This window comes from Eggerthella sinensis (assembly GCF_003339815.1).
In the GTDB taxonomy this organism is placed as follows: domain Bacteria; phylum Actinomycetota; class Coriobacteriia; order Coriobacteriales; family Eggerthellaceae; genus Eggerthella; species Eggerthella sinensis.
Genome location: NZ_PPTT01000018.1, coordinates 1 through 19762 on the forward strand (window position 1 = coordinate 1; position 19762 = coordinate 19762).

General features: G+C 67.0%; 15 protein-coding genes, 1 tRNA gene and 1 pseudogene. 16 read left to right on the top strand and 1 reads right to left on the bottom strand.

Annotated elements, in window-relative coordinates:
- Positions 1-132 precede the first annotated feature (132 nt).
- From C1876_RS10660 to C1876_RS17995, 12 genes and pseudogenes are all read left to right on the top strand, one after another.
- A complete protein-coding gene (locus C1876_RS10660; RefSeq protein ID WP_158544670.1) occupies positions 133-903 on the top strand; it encodes a DUF4190 domain-containing protein in 771 nt (256 codons plus the stop codon).
- A gap of 79 nt (positions 904-982) precedes the next feature.
- Positions 983-1402, top strand: coding sequence for an XRE family transcriptional regulator (locus C1876_RS10665; protein ID WP_114546716.1), 420 nt, complete (start codon positions 983-985; stop codon positions 1400-1402).
- Positions 1403-1427: 25 nt separating this feature from the next.
- The gene (locus C1876_RS10670) at positions 1428-2630 is read left to right on the top strand and encodes a serine/threonine protein kinase (RefSeq protein WP_158544671.1); all 1203 of its coding nucleotides are present in this window, start codon (positions 1428-1430) and stop codon (positions 2628-2630) included.
- 139 nt (positions 2631-2769) lie between these two features.
- Complete coding sequence (locus tag C1876_RS10675) at positions 2770-4155, top strand: APC family permease (protein ID WP_114546718.1); 1386 nt, start codon at positions 2770-2772, stop codon at positions 4153-4155.
- A gap of 154 nt (positions 4156-4309) precedes the next feature.
- Positions 4310-5032, top strand: a complete 723-nt coding sequence (locus C1876_RS10680; protein WP_114546719.1) for a LytR/AlgR family response regulator transcription factor — start codon at positions 4310-4312, stop codon at positions 5030-5032.
- Between the two features lie 134 nt (positions 5033-5166).
- Complete coding sequence (locus C1876_RS10685) at positions 5167-6588, top strand: DUF2252 domain-containing protein (RefSeq protein ID WP_114546720.1); 1422 nt, start codon at positions 5167-5169, stop codon at positions 6586-6588.
- A 31-nt stretch (positions 6589-6619) separates the two neighbouring features.
- Positions 6620-9067: a glycoside hydrolase family 3 C-terminal domain-containing protein gene (locus C1876_RS10690; RefSeq protein WP_114546721.1), complete on the top strand. Its 2448-nt coding sequence runs from the start codon at positions 6620-6622 to the stop codon at positions 9065-9067.
- Positions 9064-10257, top strand: a complete 1194-nt coding sequence (locus C1876_RS10695) for a putative ABC transporter permease (protein ID WP_114546722.1) — start codon at positions 9064-9066, stop codon at positions 10255-10257. Before C1876_RS10690 ends, C1876_RS10695 begins: the two co-directional genes overlap by 4 nt.
- Before the next feature lie 94 nt (positions 10258-10351).
- Positions 10352-11776, top strand: coding sequence for an AmmeMemoRadiSam system protein A (gene amrA, locus C1876_RS10700; RefSeq protein WP_114546723.1), 1425 nt, complete (start codon positions 10352-10354; stop codon positions 11774-11776).
- A complete protein-coding gene (gene amrS, locus C1876_RS10705) occupies positions 11769-12611 on the top strand; it encodes an AmmeMemoRadiSam system radical SAM enzyme (protein WP_114546724.1) in 843 nt (280 codons plus the stop codon). The genes amrA and amrS overlap by 8 nt, the downstream gene beginning before the upstream one ends.
- 88 nt (positions 12612-12699) lie before the next feature.
- Positions 12700-12796, top strand: a tRNA-Sec gene (locus tag C1876_RS17520).
- A 60-nt stretch (positions 12797-12856) separates the two neighbouring features.
- Positions 12857-13563 (top strand): annotated as a pseudogene (locus C1876_RS17995) (aminoglycoside 6-adenylyltransferase).
- Positions 13564-13565: 2 nt separating this feature from the next.
- Here C1876_RS17995 and C1876_RS10720 read toward each other — a convergent pair.
- Positions 13566-14498: a LysR family transcriptional regulator gene (locus C1876_RS10720; protein WP_114546727.1), complete on the bottom strand. Its 933-nt coding sequence runs from the start codon at positions 14496-14498 to the stop codon at positions 13566-13568.
- 456 nt (positions 14499-14954) lie between these two features.
- Between C1876_RS10720 and C1876_RS10725 the strand changes: the two genes are divergently transcribed.
- The 4 genes from C1876_RS10725 to hemC all read left to right on the top strand — a co-directional run bounded on the left by C1876_RS10725 (position 14955) and on the right by hemC (position 19760).
- Positions 14955-15818 (top strand): respiratory nitrate reductase subunit gamma, encoded by an 864-nt coding sequence (locus C1876_RS10725; protein ID WP_211309540.1) that lies wholly within the window; start codon positions 14955-14957, stop codon positions 15816-15818.
- Positions 15819-15822: 4 nt separating this feature from the next.
- Positions 15823-17439, top strand: coding sequence for a (Fe-S)-binding protein (locus tag C1876_RS10730; RefSeq protein ID WP_211309541.1), 1617 nt, complete (start codon positions 15823-15825; stop codon positions 17437-17439).
- Between the two features lie 72 nt (positions 17440-17511).
- Positions 17512-18831 (top strand): glutamyl-tRNA reductase, encoded by a 1320-nt coding sequence (gene hemA / locus C1876_RS10735; protein ID WP_114546728.1) that lies wholly within the window; start codon positions 17512-17514, stop codon positions 18829-18831.
- Positions 18828-19760 carry a hydroxymethylbilane synthase gene (hemC, locus tag C1876_RS10740; protein ID WP_114546729.1) on the top strand — a complete coding sequence of 311 codons (933 nt, stop codon included), beginning with the start codon at positions 18828-18830 and terminating at the stop codon, positions 19758-19760. The genes hemA and hemC overlap by 4 nt, the downstream gene beginning before the upstream one ends.
- The last annotated feature ends 2 nt before the right edge of the window (positions 19761-19762 follow it).

The following is a 19762-nucleotide window of genomic DNA, read 5'->3' on the forward strand; positions in this document are numbered from 1 at the left end:
CCCCAAGCGGGCCTTCGCCATGCCCCCGCCCACAAGTTCTTAGCTGGCAGCTAATGTTTTTATCGACTGGTTTACCTAGCATATGCAGTGCTCTTACCGGAGGGGCCGCGGCCTCGCAATGAAAGGATGCATATGTACGAGAACCAGCAGTATCGATCGAACGACGAGTATCGCCCGCCCGCTCGGTACCATGAAGCGCCCGCTTCTCTTTCGGCGATGGCGGTGACCGCGCTGGTGCTCGGCATTGTTGCGCTGCTCACGTCGTTTCTTCCCATCATCAACAACATCTCGTTTTTCCTGGCGTTGCTGGGGGTGATTTTCGGCATCGTGGCCGTTGTCGCCACCGTGCGCGGCACCCGCAGGGGAAAGCCGCTCGCCATCGCGGCTCTCGTGCTCAATATCGTTGCGGCAATGGTGGTGCTGGCTACGCAGGCGATGTTCAGCGCGGCTATCGACGAAGCGACATCAAGTCCGAGCGCGGTGGGAACGTCGATGGAGGAGCCTTCTGCCGAACCGGCACCCTCCGAATCGCAAGCCGATTACAGCAATTTGGCGATGGGAGCGACCGCTGAATTGGAAAACGGGCTCTCGGTTTCCGTGACGTCGATCGAGACCGGTCTGACGAACTACGACGGTTCGGCCATAACCGGCGTGACGGTTTCCTATACGAACAACGGAAGCAAGGAGGCTTCGTTCAATCCGTTCGATTGGAAGGCCCAGGATGCGCAGGGTGCTCAAAGGAACACGACGTTCTATTCGGAAGCGGCCGACGACCTGAACTCGGGATCGCTTGCTCCGGGAGGGACGGTCTCGGGCAGCATCTACTTCGATGGCGAGGTGAACAAGGTGCTGTATTACTCGAACATGTTCTATGACAGTACGGTTGCATGGACCGTCGCGTAGCGGGGTGTGCGGTTAGGTCGTTTGGAATACAATGATGGGTGCGTTGAATAAGAAGAAACCGAGGAGAAGGAAGCGCCGCGTGAAAGAGCCTTTGACCGACGAGTTGCTCTCCGAGCTGCTGAATGCTCCCAATCCTCTTGCTTTCGTGGAAGAGAATCGCATCGGCGCGCGCGGCATGTCCGAGTACTTGCAGTACCTGCTCGATGAGCACGGTCTCTTGCGTGCCGACGTCGTGCGCGAGGCGGGGCTCAACGAGACGTTCGGGTACCAGATATTCATGGGGCAGCGCGGGGCGTCGCGCAACAAGGTGCTGCAGCTGGCCTTCGCCATGCACCTTTCGCTCAAAGAGGCTGACCGATTGCTGCAGGCGGCGGGAGCGAACGGACTGTACTGCAAGAACCGGCGCGACGCCATCATCATCTTCTGTCTTGATCATGGGTACGGCCTTCAGAAAACCGATGAGGAGCTGTACCGCTTCAACGAAGACACGATCTGCTAAGGCATCTGGTACCATAGACCCTACTATGCCAGACGAACTCGCCGAACATCTCGATGCCCTTGCACGCGACGATTGCTATCGCGTGGACGCCGTCTTGAAGGACGGTGCCCTCGAAACCACGCAACGTGTGTACTTCGTGGGCGCGAACGGTGCGGAGCAGGGCCCGTACGTGCGCAAGTACCTCGACAGCGATGCGGGCTTGGGCACCGCCTACGAGCGCATGTGGAAGGCGCAGCGCGCGGGTCGCCGGTTCCTCCATCTGCCGCGCATCGTGGACTGTTATGCGGCAGGCGAGAAGCGAGCCGTGGTGATGGAGTACGTGCGCGGCGAGACGCTGGCCGACGTGCTGTATCGCTGCGACCCGTCCGTTGCGCTCGCGTGCGACGTGTTCCCCCGCCTGTGCGAGGCGGTGGCCGAGCTGCACGAAGGATTCGATCCGCCGATCATCCATCGCGACCTCAAGCCGTCGAACATCATGCTGTCGAAGGACAGCCTCACCATCATCGACTTCGGTATCTCGCGCACGTTCGACGATGCGGCCGACGAGGATACGCGCCATTTCGGCACGCGCGCCTACGCGCCGCCCGAGCAGTTCGGCTACGGTCAGACCGATGTGCGCAGCGACGTGTACGCGCTGGGCATGCTGTTGTACTTCTGCCTCACCGAGAAGACGCCCGACGCGAAGGCGCGTCGCGGAGGGTTTCGCGACCCGCGCATACCGGAGGCGTTTCGACGGATCGTCGCGCACGCGACGGCGTTCGATCCGGCGCAACGCTATGCGAGCGTGACGGAGCTGAGGGATGCTTTTCTGGCGGCTGCCACCGAGCCGGGCGATACGCCCCGCGCGCCCGGCCGCAAACCCCGCACGCGCTTCGGCGCGCTTCTTGCGCGCGTGCCGTTCAAGTTGGGGGTTGCGTGGGACGTCGTGCTGGCATGCCTGTTCGTGCTGTTCTGCGTCGTGGCTGTGGGCAGCACCGTCGATCCTTCTTCCGGCTCCGCACAGTATGCGGCCGCCCCCTTGTGGCTGAGAGGGGTGTCGTACGGAAGCCTCGTACTGCTCATCATAGGCCCCGTTCTGTTCCTCGTATCCGACAGGAGGCCTCTTGCTCGAATCGTGCCGTCTCTTGCTCGCGTGTCCATCGAGCGCGATATGGCGGTGTGCTTCGTGGCATTCCTCATAGGGCTCACGGTGTTCGCTCTGTCCGGCCAGCTGTTCGTGGTCGAATAACGCAATCGATCGTCGACAACCCTTCCACGCTCCGGCAACGCTCGGGGGCGTGGTCGCGCGTCGCCTCCGGCCTCCGCTAGAGTAGGCGGGACGACGTGCGCCTGCATGAGGGCGCAGCGACCTCGGAAGGAGCGGAGCCGTGGCGGACAAAGACCTCGGCGGCGCGAAACACGCCGCGCCGAAGACGGACGCGTCCTCGGGCAAGGAGAAGCTCAAGCGCGTGCTCACCGTGCCGGACATGATCGTGTACGGTCTCATCTTCATGGTGCCCATCGCCCCGATGGGCATTTACGGCGGCGTGTTCCACGACTCGGGCGGCATGCCCGCGCTCGTGTACCTCGTGGGCACGCTGGCCATGGTGTTCACGGCGGTGTCGTACAGCATGCTCATCCGCGAATGGCCCGTGGCCGGATCGGTGTATTCGTACACGTCGCGCGGCCTGGGCAAGGGCATCGGCTTCGTGACGGGGTGGACGCTGCTGCTCGATTACCTGCTCATCCCCGTGCTCATGTACGTGGTGGCGTCGACGGCGCTTTCGAGCCTCGTGCCCGAGGTGCCGGCGTGGGCGTTCGCCGTGGTGTTCGTGGTGGCGAACACGTTCGTGAACGTGCGCGGCATCGGGCTCACCGACATCGTGAACCGCATCGCGCTCGTGCTGGAAATCCTCGTGCTGCTCATCTTCGTCGTGCTCGGCGTGCGCTGGCTGCTCACCGACCCGGCTTCGCACGGCTTCACGTTCGACCCCTTCTACAACCCGGCCACGTTCGATCCGAACCTCGTCATGAGCGCCGTGTCGCTCGGCGTGCTGTCGTTTCTGGGCTTCGACGGCATCGCCACGCTGTCGGAGGAGGCGAAGGACGGCCGTCGCGGCCCGGGCCGCGCCATGATGGCGTCGCTGGCCATCGTGGGGTCGCTGTTCGTGCTGCAAACCTACATCGCCGGGTGCATCAGCCCCGACGGCGCCGCGTTCGCCGGCGACAGCGGCAACGCCTTCTACCTCGTGGCGCAGCTCGTGGGCGGGCGGTGGCTGTACGTGGTGTGCGCGGTTGCCACGGCGCTCGCCTGGGGCATCTTCACGGCGCTCGCGGCCCAGACGGCCGTGTCGCGCATCCTGTTCGCCATGGGCCGCGCCGGCGGCCTGCCGAAACCGCTCGCGAAGGTGCATCCGAAGTACCACACTCCCTACGTCGCGTCGCTGTTCGTGGGGGCGCTCACGCTCGTGCTCGTGCTGACGTTCGGGCGGCTGGGCACCGACACCATCTCGCTGTTCGTGAACTTCGGCGCGCTCACGGCGTTCCTCATGCTGCACGTCACCGTCATCGGGTACTTCTTCATCAAGAAGAGCGACGGGCGCTGGGTGGCGCACCTTCTGTCGCCATTGTGCGGCATCGCGGTGATCGGCTACACGTGGTGGAGCCTCGACGTGCCGGCGAAGGTGCTCGGCCTCATCTGGATGAGCATCGGAATCGTGTACTACCTCGTGCTGCATTTCGCGCTCAAGCGCGAGGTGAAGCTGGACGGATAGGCTGCGCTGCCTCGCATGATGGCGAAGCCGCCCGCGTCCCGCAGCGAAAACGGCGCGCTGTGCTCCGTAACCGGTTCTGGACAACACGACCCGCTTCGTCAGACAATGGAATAACACGATCAAAAAAGAAGAACAGGTACGAGGAGGCCCGGGTTTGAGGATTGCGATCTGCGATGACGACGGGGTGCTGCGAAGCGATCTGCGCAGCGCGCTGGATCGGTCGCTGGCCGAGCGGGGCATACGGCCGCGTTACCGGGAATACAGCGCGGGCGAGCAGCTGGTGATCGATGCGGCGGGAGACGAACCGTTCGACCTCGTGTTTCTCGACGTGTACCTCGAGGGCGAGGACGGCGTGTCCGTCGCGCGCTCGCTGCGCGCGGTGGACCCTTGCGTGCCCATCGTGTTCCTCACCGTCTCGCGCGAGCACGCGGTGGAAAGCTACGAGGTGCGCGCCACCGACTACCTCATGAAGCCGGTGGAGCCCGCGGACATCGACCGCGTGTTCGATCGCGTGCTGCCCGCCCAGGAGCCCCGTCTGGCGTTTCGCGTGGGCGCATCGCGCCGCTACTTCGCCTTCGGGGACATCGCGTATCTGGAAAGCCGCGATCATGCGGTGCTGCTGCACACCTCCGACGGCTCGTGCTACCGCGGCCTCGCCAAGCTCGACGACGTGCAGCGCGACCTGCAGGACCCCCGCTTCCTGCGCTGCCATCGCAGCTGCCTGGTGAACATGGACTACATCGCGGACGTGTGCGACGACTTCGTGCTGCGCGACGGCACGTGCGTGCCCGTGCGCGTGAAGGAGCGCCGCAAGATGCACGAGGCCTATCATCGGTACTTCGTGGACGCGCTGTGCGAGGGGAGCGCCGGGCAGTAGGGGAACGTCCTTCTGCGCGGGCGACGGCCGGATTCGACGGCTCGGGCACGGAATTCGCGACGGCGTTCGCAGGCGGAATCGGTGCGCTATAGTGGTCAGCTGACAGCACGACGGCAAGCGAGCAGGGAGGGCGCATGAAGGCGGACTCACACGGCACCAGCTGCGAACGGCGCGCGTACGGCAAGGCGCTGCGGGACGAGGTCCCGCGCAGCTCCCATGCTTCCTGGAACGTCGAGACCGGCCGCGAGCGGCCGCTCGAGCTCATGCTCGAGCAGGAGTCCGAGCGCCTCGTCTATCTCGTGGGCGAGCGACGGCTGCGCATGAGCGCCTCCCCGTTCGCCTTCTTCCGCGGCAATGCGCTGGTCATGGCGGCCGACCTCGCCACGACGCCCTCCACGGGGTTGCGCGTGCAGGCGTGCGGGGACGCCCATATCGCGAACTTCGGCGGGTTCGCCGCCTCCGATCGCAGGCTCGTCTTCGACGTCAACGATTTCGACGAGACGGCGCCGGGCCCGTGGGAATGGGACGTGAAGCGTTTGGCGGCGAGCATCGAGATATGCGGGCGCGACCGAGGATTCTCGCGGTCGTGGCGCCGCGGGGCCGTGCGGGCGGCGGCGGAGAGCTACCGCCGGGCCATGGCCTCGTTCGCGCGCGCAGGCGAGCTGGACGTATGGTACGCGCGCCTCGACGTGGACGAGGTGGTGGCGCCGGCGCTCGAACGGGCCGACGAGGCTCGGCGCGCGCGGGTGCGCCGCCGCCTCAAGAAGGCCTACGCGAACACGAGCGAGCGCGCCTTCGACCGCTTCGTGCGTTGGGAGGACGGGGAGCCGCGCATCGCCTTCGACCCTCCCTTCGTGGTGCCGCTCGACCGTTTCGCCCCCGCCCTCGACGCCGCGCGGGCCGCGGACGGGCTCGTGGAGCTGCTGGCCGGCTACCGCCTCAGCCTCGCGCCCGAGACGCGCCTGCTGTTCGACCGCTTCGACTTCCTGGACGCCGCGCAGAAGGTGGTGGGCGTGGGCAGCGTGGGCACGCGCGCGTGGATCGTGGCGTGTGCCGGGCGAAGCCGACGCGACCCGCTCGTCTTGCAGGTGAAGGAGGCGCAGCCCTCGGTGCTCGAGCGGTTCACGGGGCCGTGCGGGGCTGCCACCTGCGGCGAGCGCGTGGTGCGCGGGCAGCGCCTCATGCAGGCGTCGGGCGACATCCTGCTGGGATGGACGAGCGCCGAGGACGAGGACGGCCGCCGGCGCGCCTACTACGTGCGCCAGCTGTGGAACTGCAAGACCTCGACGGACTTGGAAACGGCCGAGCCGGACGAGATCGCCGCGACGGGGTGCTTGAGCGCATGGACGCTCGCGCGCGCCCATGCGCGATCAGGCGACCGGTGCGCCATCGCAGGGTATCTGGGCTCGTCGAGCGCCTTCGACCGGGCTATCGCCGGCTTCGCGGCGGCGTACGCCGATCAGAACGAGGCGGATTACCGCGTGTTCATCGACGCGCTGTCGGGCAGCACGCTCGCCGCGCCCGGCGGTGCGGGCGTCCCTGAAGGCGTAGCGTGAGCGCGCGATGGAGACGAAGGAGGGGAGGGGCATGGATATCGATGCGGCGTTGGAGGCCATGACGCTCGAGGAGAAGTGCGCCTGCCTCACGGGCGAGGGGTACTGGGTGCTCGGCGGATGCCCCCGCCTCGGCATCGCGCCCATCGCGGTGTCGGACGGCCCGCACGGCCTGCGCAAGCAGTCCGGAGCCTCTGACAACTTGGGGCTCGCCGGAAGCGATCCGGCCGTGTGCTTTCCCACGGCAAGCGCGTCGGCCTGCACGTTCGACGTCGACCTCATGCGCGCGCTGGGGCGGGCGCTCGGCGACGAGGCGCGCGAGCAGGGCGTGGCCGTGCTGCTGGGGCCGGGGGTGAACATGAAGCGCAGCCCGCTGTGCGGGCGCAACTTCGAATACTTCAGCGAAGACCCCTACCTGGCCGGATGCCTGGGCGCGGCCTACGTCGAGGGCGTGCAGAGCCGCGGGGTGGGCACGTCGCTCAAGCACTTCGCCTGCAACAACCAGGAGACCAACCGCCTCATCGTGGACGCGGTGGTGGACGAGCGCGCGCTTCACGAGCTGTACCTCGAGCCGTTCCGCATCGTGGTGGAACGCGCCCGTCCCTGGACGATCATGACGGCGTACAACCTGCTGAACGGCACGTACTGCTCCGAAAACGAGCGGCTCATGAGGCTCATCGGGCGCGAGGCGTGGGGTTTCGACGGCGCGTACGTGTGCGACTGGGGCGCCGAGAGCAGCAACGCCGACAGCCTGCCCGCGGGCCTCGACCTCGTCATGCCGGGTGTGCGGCCCGACTACCGCGCCGACGTGGCCGCCGCCGTGCGCGCGGGCACGCTGCCCGCTTCCGCGCTCGACCGTGCCGTGCGGAGCGTGCTCGAGCTGCACGCGCGCCATGAGGCCGCCCTCGACGCGGCGGAGGCGCTGCCGCCCGCGAGCAGCCTCGCCGAGCGCCTCGAGGTGGCGCGGCGCGTGGCCGAGGAGGCGGCGGTGCTGCTGGACAACGACGGCATCCTGCCGCTCGCCTCCGAGGCGCGCCTCGCCGTCATCGGCGCATTCGCGAAGACGCCCCGCTACCAGGGTGCCGGCTCCTCGAAGATCAACCCCGTGGCGCTCGACTGCGCCTTCGACGCGCTCGTGGCGGCGGGTGCGCCGTGCTCCTACGCGCCCGGCTACGACGCGCAGACGGGCGCGGCCTCCGAGGCGCAGCTCGACGAGGCGGTGCGCCTCGCCGCGCAGGCCGACGTGGCCGTCGTGTTCGCGGGGCTGCCCGACGCCGCGGAGTCGGAGGGTGCCGACCGCGCCGACATGGCGCTGCCGGCCGGCCACAACCTGCTGGTCGAGCGCGTGTGCGCCGCGAACCCGAACACCGTCGTGGTGCTGCAGGGCGGCGCTCCCGTGGAGCTGCCCTGGCGCGGACGGCCGCGCGCCATCCTGCTAAGCTATCTGGCGGGCTGCCAGGGCGGCAAAGCGACGGCGAACCTGCTGCAGGGCCGCGCGAACCCCTCGGGCAAGCTGGCGGAAACGTGGCCCGCGCGTCTCGCCGATACGCCGTGCGCCGACTTCTACCCCGAGCGCGGCCGACAGGCGCCGTACCGCGAGAGCATCTTCAACGGCTACCGCTTCTACGATGCGGCGGGCGTGGAGCCCGCCTACCCCTTCGGGCACGGGCGCTCCTACACGACGTTCGCCTACCGCGATCTCGACGTGGAGCCGCACGGCGACGGATGCTCCGTGTCGTTCACGCTGCGCAACGAGGGCGCGCGGGCGGGCAAGGAGACCGTGCAGGTGTACGTGGCGCCGCGCGCGATGGCGGCGTTCCATGCGCCGCAGCAGCTCAAGGGCTTCGTCAAGGTGGCGCTCGAAGCGGGGGAGGAGCGCCGCGTGAGGCTCGATCTGCCCCGCCGGGCGTTCGCGCATTACGATACCGTTGCAGCTGCGTGGCAGGTGGAGGGCGGCGCGTATGATGTGCGCGTGGCCGCGTCGAGCCGCGACGTGCGGCTGAGCGCTGCCGTGGAGGTGGCGGGGGAGCCGTCGCGCGCCGACGACGCGCCCGAGGCCTATCGCGCGCCGCGGGCGGGCGGGTTCTCCCTCGAGGCGTTCCGCGCGCTGTACGGCCGGCGCTTCCCGAAGGTGATCGTGCCCATGCGGCCTTACACGCCGAACGCCACCATCGGGGATCTCAAAACGTCGCTCATCGGGAGCATGGTCCACTACATCCTGCGCCACGAGCTCAAGCTGCTCGCGCGCCGCGATCCCGCGGCACGTGCAGCGGCCGAGCGCATGGTGATGGACACGCCGCTGAGGTCGCTCGCCATGTCGGGCGTGGACATGGGGCTCGTCGACGGCGTCGTCGACCTGCTGAACTACCGCTTCCTGCGCGGCTTCAAACGGCTGCGCAGCGTGGGCGCGTCCGCGAAGGCCGCGCCGCCGAAGGCTTCGCCGGAAACAACGACATCGAACGAGGAAAGGACGCAATCATGACCGACCCGATGAACGAGGAGGGCCGCGCGCCCGACGAGCAGCCCGACGCCCGCATGCCGCTGTGGCTTAAAGTGTTCGGCGTGCTGAGCATCCTCGGCGGCCTCACGTCGCTCGGCGACCTCGTCCCCGTGATCGTCTCGTTCGTGCAGGGCTTCGCAACCGGAGGCTACCGCACGGCGTCCATCGTCATCTTCGCCGCTCTCATGGCGGTGCTCGTTGCCTCGGCCGTGCTGTTCGTGTTCCTGGGCGTGCGCCTGCTGCGCAACCGCCGCGCGCATGCGGCGCAGGCGGCGAACACCCTCGTCGCGCTCACCGTGCTGGCCATCATCGGCACGCTCATGCTGTTCGGCCTGTCGGCGCACCATATCGCCTACCTCGTGCAAATCGTCATCCTCATCGCGGTGACGAGCTACCTCGACCCGCAGCTCTACGAGGAACGGCGCCTGCAGCGCAAGCTCAAGAAGATGGACAAAGGCCAGGCGACGCAGGAAAAGAGGGCCGCGCGCGAGCGCAAGCCCAAAAAAGGGTTCATCACGCTGAACTTCTTCAACCTGTTCTGGATCTTCGTGGTGTGCTGCGTGCTCGGGCTCGTCATCGAGACGATCTACCACTTCATCATGTTCGGCGGCTACGAGGATCGCGCGGGCATGCTGTTCGGGCCGTTCTCGCCCATCTACGGCTTCGGCGCGCTGCTCATGACCATCGCGCTCAACCGTTTCCACGACAAGCCGGTGTGGATCGTGTTTCTGGTGAGCGCCGTCATCGGCGGCGCGTTCGAGTACTTCACGAGCTGGATCATGGAGTTCTCCTTCGGCATCCGCGCGTGGGACTATTCGGGCACCTTCCTGTCCATCGACGGGCGCACGAACTTCGTGTTCATGTGCATGTGGGGCGTGCTCGGCGTGGCGTGGATCAAGCTGCTGCTGCCGCAGCTGCTCAAGCTCATCAACCTCATCCCGTGGAAGTGGCGCACGGGCGTGACGGCGGTGTGCGCGGCGCTCATGCTCGTGGACGGCGTCATGTCCATCCAATCCATCGACTGCTGGTACCAGCGCATGGCGGGCAAAACGCCCGACACGCCCATCGAGGAGTTCTACGCGAAGCACTTCGACAACGCCTACATGGAGCACCGCTTCCAGACCATGACCATGAACCCCGAAGACGCCACCCGCACCGACGTGCCGCGCTAGCGGATACGGGGCAACGGCTGCGTTGCGGATCGGGACGGAAGGTTCTCGGCGCGGTACAATCGAGGGAGCAACCTGTTCGTGGAAGGAGCCTCTCATGGGAATCGTCGCCGCTTACGCCGTGCCGCATCCGCCGCTTATCGTGCCCGAGGTGGGCAAAGGCGAAGAGCGCGCCATCCAAGCCACCGTCGACGCGTATCGCGAGGTGGCGCGCCGCATCGCCGCGCATGCGCCCGACACCGTGGTGGTCGTCTCGCCGCATGCGCCGCTGTTCCGCGACTGCTTCCACCTGTCCACCGGCGATGCCGGGCATGGCGACATGGGGCAGTTCGGCGCGTGGAACGCCGCGCTCACCGTGCCCTACGACGGCGAGCTGACGGCCGGCATCGCCGCCTGCGCGCGCAAGCATATGGTGCCGCTGTGCGGCAGCGGCATGCGCGAGGGCGAGCTCGACCACGCCACGTTCGTGCCGCTGCACTTCGTGAGCGAGGTCTACGGCGGCTACGCGGTGGTGCGCATCGGGCTGTCGGGCCTGTCGCCCGAGACGCACCGCGCCATGGGCCGCTGCATCGCCGAGGCCGCCGCCGACCTCGACCGCACGACGGTGCTCGTGGCAAGCGGCGATCTGTCCCACAAGCTCAAGGCCGACGGCCCGTACGGCTACGCGCCGCAGGGCCCCGTGTTCGACCGCATGGTGACGGCGCTGTTCGACGCGGGCGATTTGAACGGCCTGCTCGAGATCGACGAGACCTTCGCCGACGAGGCGGCCGAGTGCGGCTTGCGCTCGTTCCAGATCATGGCCGGCGCGCTGGAGGACGTGCCCTTCACCCACGAGCTCCTCAGCTACGAGGGCCCGTTCGGCGTGGGCTACGCCGTGGCGGCCTTCGAGGTGCAGGGGCCGGCGGGCGACGGCGCCGTGCCCGCGGGCATCGATCGCGACGAGGACGTGCTCGACGCCGAGAACGCGGCGGTCGACGACGCGCCGACGGACCCGTACGTGGCGCTCGCCCGCGCAAGCGTCGAGGCGTTTGTGCGCACGGGGCGCCCGCTCGACCTGCCCGACGATCTGCCGCCCGAGCTGACCGAGAAGCGCGCCGGCGTGTTCGTGTCGCTGCACGAGGACGGCGATTTGCGCGGCTGCATCGGCACCATCGAGCCGGTGACGGGCAGCGTGGCGGCCGAGATCGTGCGTAACGGCGTGGCGGCGGCCAGCGAGGACCCGCGCTTCCCGCCCGTGCGCGAGCGCGAGCTCGACGCGCTGTCGTACTCGGTGGACGTGCTGTTCACGCCCATGCCCATCGACTCCCTCGACGAGCTCGACCCGCAACGCTACGGCGTGATCGTGACGAAGGGATGGAAGCGCGGCCTGCTCCTGCCGAACCTCGACGGCGTGGACACCGCGCAGCAGCAGGTGGACATCGCGAAACGCAAGGCGGGCATCGACCTGTTCGACGACGACGTGGAGCTTGAGCGCTTCGAGGTGGTGCGGCACGACCGCGGGGGAGAGGCCCGTCGTGGCTGACGGACGCGCCGTCTGCGGCGTGTGCCCCCACGCCTGCGCGCTCGCCGAGGGGCGTCGCGGCATCTGCCGTGCCCGCATCGCGCGTGACGGCGCGGTGGTGGACGAGAACTACGGCCGCGTGACGTCGCTTGCGCTCGACCCGGTGGAGAAGAAGCCGCTCGCCCGCTTCCGCCCCGGGTCGCACGTGCTGTCGCTCGGCAGCTACGGATGCAACCTGCGCTGCCCGTTCTGCCAGAACGCCTCCATCGCCTGCGCGGGGCCCGACGACGTCGCCTGGCGCGACCTGCCGCCCGAGCGCGCCGTGGAGTTGGCCGTGCAGGCGGCTGGCCGCGGGTGCGTCGGCCTCGCCTTCACGTACAACGAACCGCTCGTGGGCTACGAGTACGTGCGCGACACCGCGCGCCTCGCGCACGAGGCCGGCCTGGTCAACGTGCTGGTGAGCAACGGCATGGTGAACCCCGGCCCGCTGTCCGAGCTGCTCGGGCTCGTCGACGCCGCGAACATCGACCTCAAGGGCTACACGCCCGCGTTCTACGAGATGGCGGGCGGCAGCCTCGATGCCGTCAAGCGCACCATCGAGACGCTCGCCGTCGACGCGACCTGCCACCTCGAGGTGACGACGCTCGTCATCCCCGGGTTGAACGACGACCCCGCCGAGATCGACGAGGCGGCGGCGTGGCTCGCCTCCCTCGACCCGACCATCCCGTACCACCTCACGCGCTTCTTCCCGTGCCATCGCATGCTCGACCGCCCGCCCACGCCCGTGTCCGCGCTCCGCGAGCTGGCGCGCGTGGCGCAGCGTCATCTGGACGACGTAGTTTTGGGGAATTGCTGAACGCGGCGCAACATTTTGGATGCCGCGCTCCCGAACGTGGACAAATGCGCTAGTATTATCGACGGTGCCGCTGCGGCACCTTCTTATTGGAGATGGATGGGTCCTGGTGGGCCCCACGGCCTTCAAAGCCGCTGTGAGGCGTGCAGAACGTCTCGGGTGTGTTCGATTCGCACACATCTCCGCCAACATGCAAAGCGTCCCTCCGGGGGCGCTTTTTCGTAGCCGACGACGAGGGGGCCGCCATCATGAGAACTTCGGACGAGGTCTACGCGCTGCTCGAGCGCATCGCGCGCGCCGACGGGCGCATCCGCGTCATGACGCTCGAGGGAAGCCGCGTCAATCCGAACGCCGCGTCCGACGCGTGGCAGGACTACGACGTGACGTTCCTCGTCACCGACGTGGCAAGCTTCACCTGCTCGGACGCGTGGCTCGCCGCGTTCGGCGACCTCGTGCGCTCATCGAGGTGCTGCTGGACAAGGATGGCATCGCGCCGCGCCTGCCGTCGGCCTCCGACGAGCGCTTTTGGGTGCAGAAGCCCACAGCCGCCTGCGTCGACGATTGCGCGAACGAGTTCTTCCTCTCCTGCACCTACGTGGCGCGCGGGCTGCTGCGCGACGAGCTGCTGTTCGCGAACGGGGTGTTCGACGAGATCGTGCGCGTCGAGCTGAGACGGATGCTCGGGTACCTGGCCGGCGCGCGCGCCGGCTTCCCGCTCAACACGGGCAAGCGCGACAAGTTCCTGCTGCGGTTCCTGACCGAAGGGGAGCGCGCGGACCTGCTCGCAACCTATCGGCTCGATACGGTGGAGGCGGCATGGAGCGCCCTGCACGGCGCGATGGACCTGTTCGAGCGTGCCGTGCAGGAAACCTGCGCCACCCTGGCGTATCCGTGCCCCGTATACGGCGCGCCCGTCGAAGGCCACATCGAAACCCTGAAGCGGCTCGGCCGCTAGCGCTACGGCAGCAGCGGGGGCGGCAGGATCTCCTTGAGCCGGTTGCGGTTGCGGATGAGCGAGAGGAACGTCTGCTCGTCCGAGGTGAGGAAGCCGCGCTTGTGCGTGAGGATGTTGAGCGGCCGCTGCAGCTGGCACCCCTCGAGCCGCAGCATGGACAGCTGCTTCTGCCGGCATTCGCGCTGCACGGTCAGCGCCGAGATGATGGTGACGCCGAGGCCGGACATGACGCTCTGCTTGATGGTGCGCGTGCTGTTCAGCTCCATGGCGATGTTGAGCTCCGAGGCGTCCACGCCGCCTTCCTTGAGGGCGTTCTCCATCACCTTGCGCGTGCCCGAGCCCTGCTCGCGGATGATGAAGCGCTCGCTCTTGAGCTCTTCGAACGACACGCTCAGAAGCTTGCTCCACGGATGGTCGATGCCCACGACGATGACCAGCTCGTCGTGCCAGAAGTTCTCGACGACGAGGTCGGGGCTCGAGGGCACGGGCCCTTCGATGAGGGCGAGGTGCAGCTGCTTGTCGAGCACCTCCTCGGCCATGTTGGCCGTGTTCGCAATCTTGACGTTGAGGTTGATCTGGGGATGCTCGTGGTACATCGCATCGGCGATGAAGGGCACCACGTACTCGCCGATGGTGAGCGTGGCCCCCACGTGCACGTTGCGGTGTTGCTTCGCCTCGTGCTCGAGCATGACCTCCTGAGCCTCGCGCATGGCTTGGATCACTTGGCTGATGTACTGGTAGAAGATCTCACCGCATTCGGTGAGCAGCACGCCGCGGTTGGTGCGCTCGAGGAGCGTGACGTTGTACTCCTGTTCGAGATTCTGGATCTGGATGCTCACGCTCGGTTGGCTGATGTGCAGGTGTTTGGCTGCTTGAGTGACGTTGCCGGTGTCGGCTACTTCTTTGAATACGACGAATTGTCCCAAAGAACTCAAGACGGCTCACCTCCTCCTGTGTTCCGGCAGGACGATATGAGCAGAACATCGGAAAAGTTTCCTGTGCCGCATATCGCATGTGCGCTTCGGGCCATGCCGATCGAAAAGGCTCTTCCCGTGCGACGGGCCCCCAATGCCTTTGCGAACGAACGTGGAAAGCAATTATCCGAATCGACGATGATCGCTTGCCACCTTGTTCCATTGCATACTAAAGTACCCGACTAGGATTCTTCTGTAAAATATCCTTTTACAATCGCGATATAAAGAATTTCTATCGCATGATGATCTAAAACATCACGTTATCCCCGCTGAGCGTGCATATTCATGCACAATAAAGTCATCATAGCCATTGTTCATCGCACCATCGAAAATCGGTATTTTACACCCGAACCTGCGTACTTTAGTTTGTACCTATGCCCATAGGCAACCAAGACGAGGTTGGGGAGAGGTGGTACGATGACTGCGGCTACGCTGGGGTTCGTCTTTGTCATCATCGGATTGGCGGGGTTCATCGTTCTCACCGCCATCAAAGCGTGGAAGTACGCCCATTTGCCCGTCCATTCGCGGGTGGAGCTCTATCCCGTGCCCAAGGAGGGCGACGGCCGCGGCAAGTACGGCGGCTCCTATTTCGAGGAAGAGGACTGGTGGGAGAAGCCCCGCCGCCTCGATCCCGTCTACGAAGTCATCGACATCATGGCGGAAATGCTGCTCATCAGCAAGCTGTTCAAGCACCAGCGCAGCCTGTGGTGGGCGTCCTACGCGTTCCACCTGGGCATCTACGTGATGTTCGGCTGGAGCCTGCTGCTGCTCCTCACCGTGTTCTGGAACCCCGAGTTCCTCGTGGTGGGCACGGCCGTCGTGGGCGTTGTCGGGTTCGCGCTGTCCACGGCAGGCGCCGTGCTGCTGCTCGTGCGCCGCGCCGTCGACGAGAGCCTGCGCACGTACACGCCGCCTCAAGAATACTTCAACATCCTGCTCATTCTGGCCACGCTCGTTACCGGCATCGTCGCGTGGACGTTCTTCGCGTCGCCCTTCGACGTGGCGCGCAGCGTGTTCTCGTTCGACGCGGCGCCGCTGCCCGGCATCGTGGTGGCGCACCTCGTGCTGCTCGGCCTCATGCTGCTGTACATCCCGCTCACCAAGATGAGCCACTACGTGGGCAAGTTCTTCGCCTTCCACAAGGTGCTGTGGGACAACGATCCCAACGTCGCGGGCAGCAAGGTGGCCGAGGAGACGGCCCGCGAGGCCGCGCGCCCCGCGCATGTTTCCTGGTCGGCCCCGCACACCCGTCCCAGCTCGTCCGATACGTTGGAGGGATAGCACCATGACCCAGAAGAACAAGCAGCTGCGCCCGCGCGACATGGCGAACGACGTCGCGGTCCTGTCCCCGCTCGACGAGCTCGCGCCGCTTCCCGCGCCCTACGACCAAAACGGCCTCGAGCCGCCTTTCAAAGAGCCGAAGCCCGCATGGGCCGAAGAGCACTGCGCCTCGCTCGACGGCTTCGTCGCGCTCGACACGCTCAAGCGCCCTCAAACGCAGGAAGAGGAAGAGGCGTTCGTCCTCTCGTTCCTGAACGGCCTCGAGAAGCTGTTCGCGGACAGCAACAAGAACTCGCTGCAGCCGCTCATGCTGACGATGGAGTACTGCGCGAAGTGCAACACCTGCTCCGAGGCGTGCCACGTGTTCCAGGGCAGCAACGGCGACGAGATCTACCGCCCGAGCTTCCGCGTGGACGTGCTGCGCCGCATGTACAAGAAGCACTTCACCACCGGCGGCAAGCTCATGCCCGGGTTCGTGGGCGCCGACGTGGACGTGACCTGGGAGAGCATCGCGCGTTTGGGCGAGCTGGCCTACCGTTGCAACCTGTGCCGCCGCTGCGCGCAGGTGTGCCCCCTCGGCTTGGACAACGGCCTGGCCGCCAAGGAGATCCGCAAGCTGTTCAGCCAGGAGATGGGCATCGCCCCCTCGCCCGTGCACGCGAAGGGCACGGAGCTGCAGCTCAAGACGGGCTCGACGACGGGCCTCACGAAGCCGGCGCTCATCGACACCATCGAGTTCATCGAGGAGGACATCGAGGAGCGCACGGGCCGCAAGATCAAGTTCCCCATCGACAAGAAGGGCGCCGACGTGCTGCTCATGCACAACGCCGGCGAGTTCATCGCGTGGCCGGAGAACCCGGCGGCCTTCGCCATCCTGCTCGACGAGGCGGGCATCGACTGGACTCTCAGCTCCGACCTGCTCGGCTACGACAGCGTGAACTACGGCATCTGGTACGACGACTTCCAGGCCAAGAAGGTGGCGCTCGGCCAGTTCGAGGCCGCGAAGAAGCTCGGCGTGCGCCGCATCGTGGTGGGCGAGTGCGGGCACGCCCACAAGGCCATCGCCATCAGCGCCGACCGCATGGCGTCGAACGAGGAGCGCGTACCGGTGGAGAGCTTCCTGCCCCTCATGGCCGACCTCGTGAAATCGGGCAAGCTCAAGTTCGACCCGTCGAAGAACGATTTCCCCGTCACCCTGCACGACCCCTGCAACGTCGTGCGCCAGATGGGCATCGTGAAGCCGCAGCGCGACATCCTCAAGGCCATCGCGCCGCAATTCCGCGAGATGACGCCGCACGGCGTGGACAACTACTGCTGCGGGGGCGGCAGCGGGTTCGCCATCATGAGCTCGTACAACTTCGGCGACTTCCGCGACAAGGTGAGCGCCCGCACGAAGTGGGCCCAGATCGTGAACGCGTTCCCCGACGAGTTCGAGAACCCGGACGTCGTGAAGTACGTGTGCGCCCCGTGCTCGAACTGCAAGGGCACCATCCGCGAGCTGCTGAAGGCCTACAAGGGCACGTCGACGTACAACGTGCAGTACGGCGGCCTCGTGGAACTCATGGTGAACGGCCTGGCAAGCATGGACAAGCCGTATCTGGAGTTCTTGGAGGAAGCGTAAGGAGCACCCGCCCGCGAGCAGCGGGCGGGTGCGCAGGGGGTTGTACGGGGAGCGTCAGACGAGGGGTAATCCATGGACAGCGTGGTTGTAGGGTTGAACATCAAAAGCGCTCCGTTCGAGCTGCTGGAAAAGCTGAGCATCCACCATTCGCTCAACGCTTCGTGCGCGCGCGATTTGAAGACGACGGCGCGGCTGAGCGCGGCGGTGGTGCTCAGCACGTGCAACCGGTTGGAGTTCTACGTGACGTCCGACGATCCCGAGCGCGGGGTTGAAGCGGTGTGGAGCTACTTCACCTCGCAGGGGCAGACCATCACCGAGCACGAGCGCATGCTGCTGCGCGAGCACATGTACGCCTACTCGGGCGACATGGCCGTGCGCCATCTGTTCGAAGTGGTGACGGGGCTCGACTCCCTCATCGTGGGCGAAGCCGAGATCCTCGGGCAGGTGTCGCGCGCCTACGACGCCGCCTGCAAGGCGGGCACCACCGACAAGTTCGTCAACGTGTGGTTCCAACGGGCGCTCCACCTGGGCAAGAAGGTGCGCCACGAAACGTGCATCGGGCGGTACTCGATGTCGGTGGGACGCATCGCGGTGGAGCTGGCCGTGCGCGAGCTCGGCGAGGTGAAGGACAAGCGCGTGCTCATCCTGGGCGCCGGCGAGATGAGCGAGCTCACCATGAAGTACCTCGTGGCTCACGAGGTGTCGGTGGTCATGGTGTCGAACCGCTCGCTCGACAAGGCGCGCACCCTGGCCGACCGCTACGGGTTCGAGGCGCACTCCCTGGAAGGCCTCGCGGCCTGCCTTGAGAAGGCAAACGTCGTGTTCTCCGCAACGTCGTCGAAGGCGTGCATGATCGATCGGGCCCTCGTGGAGCGCACCATGGCCGCGCGCCCCGATCGCCCGCTGCTGTTCGTGGACATGGCCGTGCCGCGCGACGTGGACCCGGCCGCCGCGGACGTGCCCGGCGTGAGCATCTACAACATCAACGAGCTGCGCGACGAGGCCGACGCGAACCGCCTGAAGCGGGCGACGGCCGAGAAGAGCGTGCGGCGCTTCATCGAGGAGGAGGTGGCGGACTTCCGGCGGTGGGCGCAGTCGCTCGAGCTCGTTCCCGTCATCGCCGCCTTCCGGCAGCATGCCGAACAGATCAAGCGCGCGCGGCTCGACGTGGCCCTCGAACGGCTCTCGGGGCTCACGCCCTCGCAGAAGAAGCAGGTGCGCGTGCTGGCCACCACCATCACCGACGAGTTCGTCCACGAGCCCATCGAGTCGCTCAACGCGCAGGCGGGATCGGCGAAAAGCCGGGAGTACGCGCGCATGCTGCAGGAGCTGTTCGCGCTCGAGGTGGCACGCAGCGCGGGCGACGCGGCGGAGCGGGGGTGCGTCCGATGAAGCGCTTTCGCATCGGCACGCGCAGGAGCGACCTCGCCCTGTGGCAGGCCCGTTTCGTGCAGCAGCGTCTGGAGGCGGCTTTTCCCCGGATGGCCGTGGAGCTCGTCACCATGGACACCGAGGGCGACAAGCGCCTCGAGGTGCCGCTGTCGTCGGTCGCCGGCAAGGGCTTCTTCACGGCCGAGATCGAAGAGCGGCTGTACAGCGGCGAGATCGACATCGCCGTGCACAGCTTGAAGGACCTGCCCACCGTGCTGCCCGAGGGTCTGGGCATCGGCGCGTACTGCGAGCGCGGCGACGCGCGCGACGCGTTTCTGGGCAAGGACGGCCTCACGTTCGACGAGCTGCCCCCGCATGCGCGCGTGGGCACGTCTTCCCTGCGCCGCACGGCGCAGCTGCGCCACCTGCGTCCCGACGTGGAGTGCGTGGAGATTCGCGGCAACCTGGGCACGCGTTGGCGCAAGCTGCAGGAGGCCGACGACATGGACGGCATCGTGCTGGCCGCCGCCGGCGTCATCCGCCTGGGGTGGCAGGAGCGCATCACGCAGTTCTTCGACCCGCTGACGGTGCTCTCGGCGCCCGGGCAGGGCGTCGTCGCGGTGGAGAGCCTCACCGCGCGCAAGGAGGTGCAGGAGGCGCTCGCCGCCGTCAACCATCGGCCCACCGAGCTCGCCGCGCGCGCCGAGCGCTGCTTCCTCGCGCTGCTCGGCGGCGGCTGCCAGACGCCCATCGCGTCCTTCGCCACGGTGGAGGACGGCGCGATACGCCTTGCGGGCAGCGTCATCAGCCTTGACGGCACCGAGCTCGTGCATGTCACCGAAACGGGCGATCGCCCCGAGCAGGTGGGCGAGCGCGCCGCGCGCCGCGCCCTCGATGCGGGGGCCGACGCCATCCTGCGCGCCACATGCGGCGCGCCGACGAACCACTAGAG

Coding starts and splice junctions, on each gene's coding strand:
- hemA (WP_114546728.1), top strand. CDS start 17,512: ATGGACAGCGTGGTTGTAGGGTTGAACATCAAAAGCGCTCCGTTCGAG.
- amrA (WP_114546723.1), top strand. CDS start 10,352: ATGGGAATCGTCGCCGCTTACGCCGTGCCGCATCCGCCGCTTATCGTG.
- hemC (WP_114546729.1), top strand. CDS start 18,828: ATGAAGCGCTTTCGCATCGGCACGCGCAGGAGCGACCTCGCCCTGTGG.
- C1876_RS10670 (WP_158544671.1), top strand. CDS start 1,428: ATGCCAGACGAACTCGCCGAACATCTCGATGCCCTTGCACGCGACGAT.
- C1876_RS10725 (WP_211309540.1), top strand. CDS start 14,955: ATGACTGCGGCTACGCTGGGGTTCGTCTTTGTCATCATCGGATTGGCG.
- C1876_RS10730 (WP_211309541.1), top strand. CDS start 15,823: ATGACCCAGAAGAACAAGCAGCTGCGCCCGCGCGACATGGCGAACGAC.
- C1876_RS10695 (WP_114546722.1), top strand. CDS start 9,064: ATGACCGACCCGATGAACGAGGAGGGCCGCGCGCCCGACGAGCAGCCC.
- C1876_RS10690 (WP_114546721.1), top strand. CDS start 6,620: ATGGATATCGATGCGGCGTTGGAGGCCATGACGCTCGAGGAGAAGTGC.
- C1876_RS10660 (WP_158544670.1), top strand. CDS start 133: ATGTACGAGAACCAGCAGTATCGATCGAACGACGAGTATCGCCCGCCC.
- C1876_RS10685 (WP_114546720.1), top strand. CDS start 5,167: ATGAAGGCGGACTCACACGGCACCAGCTGCGAACGGCGCGCGTACGGC.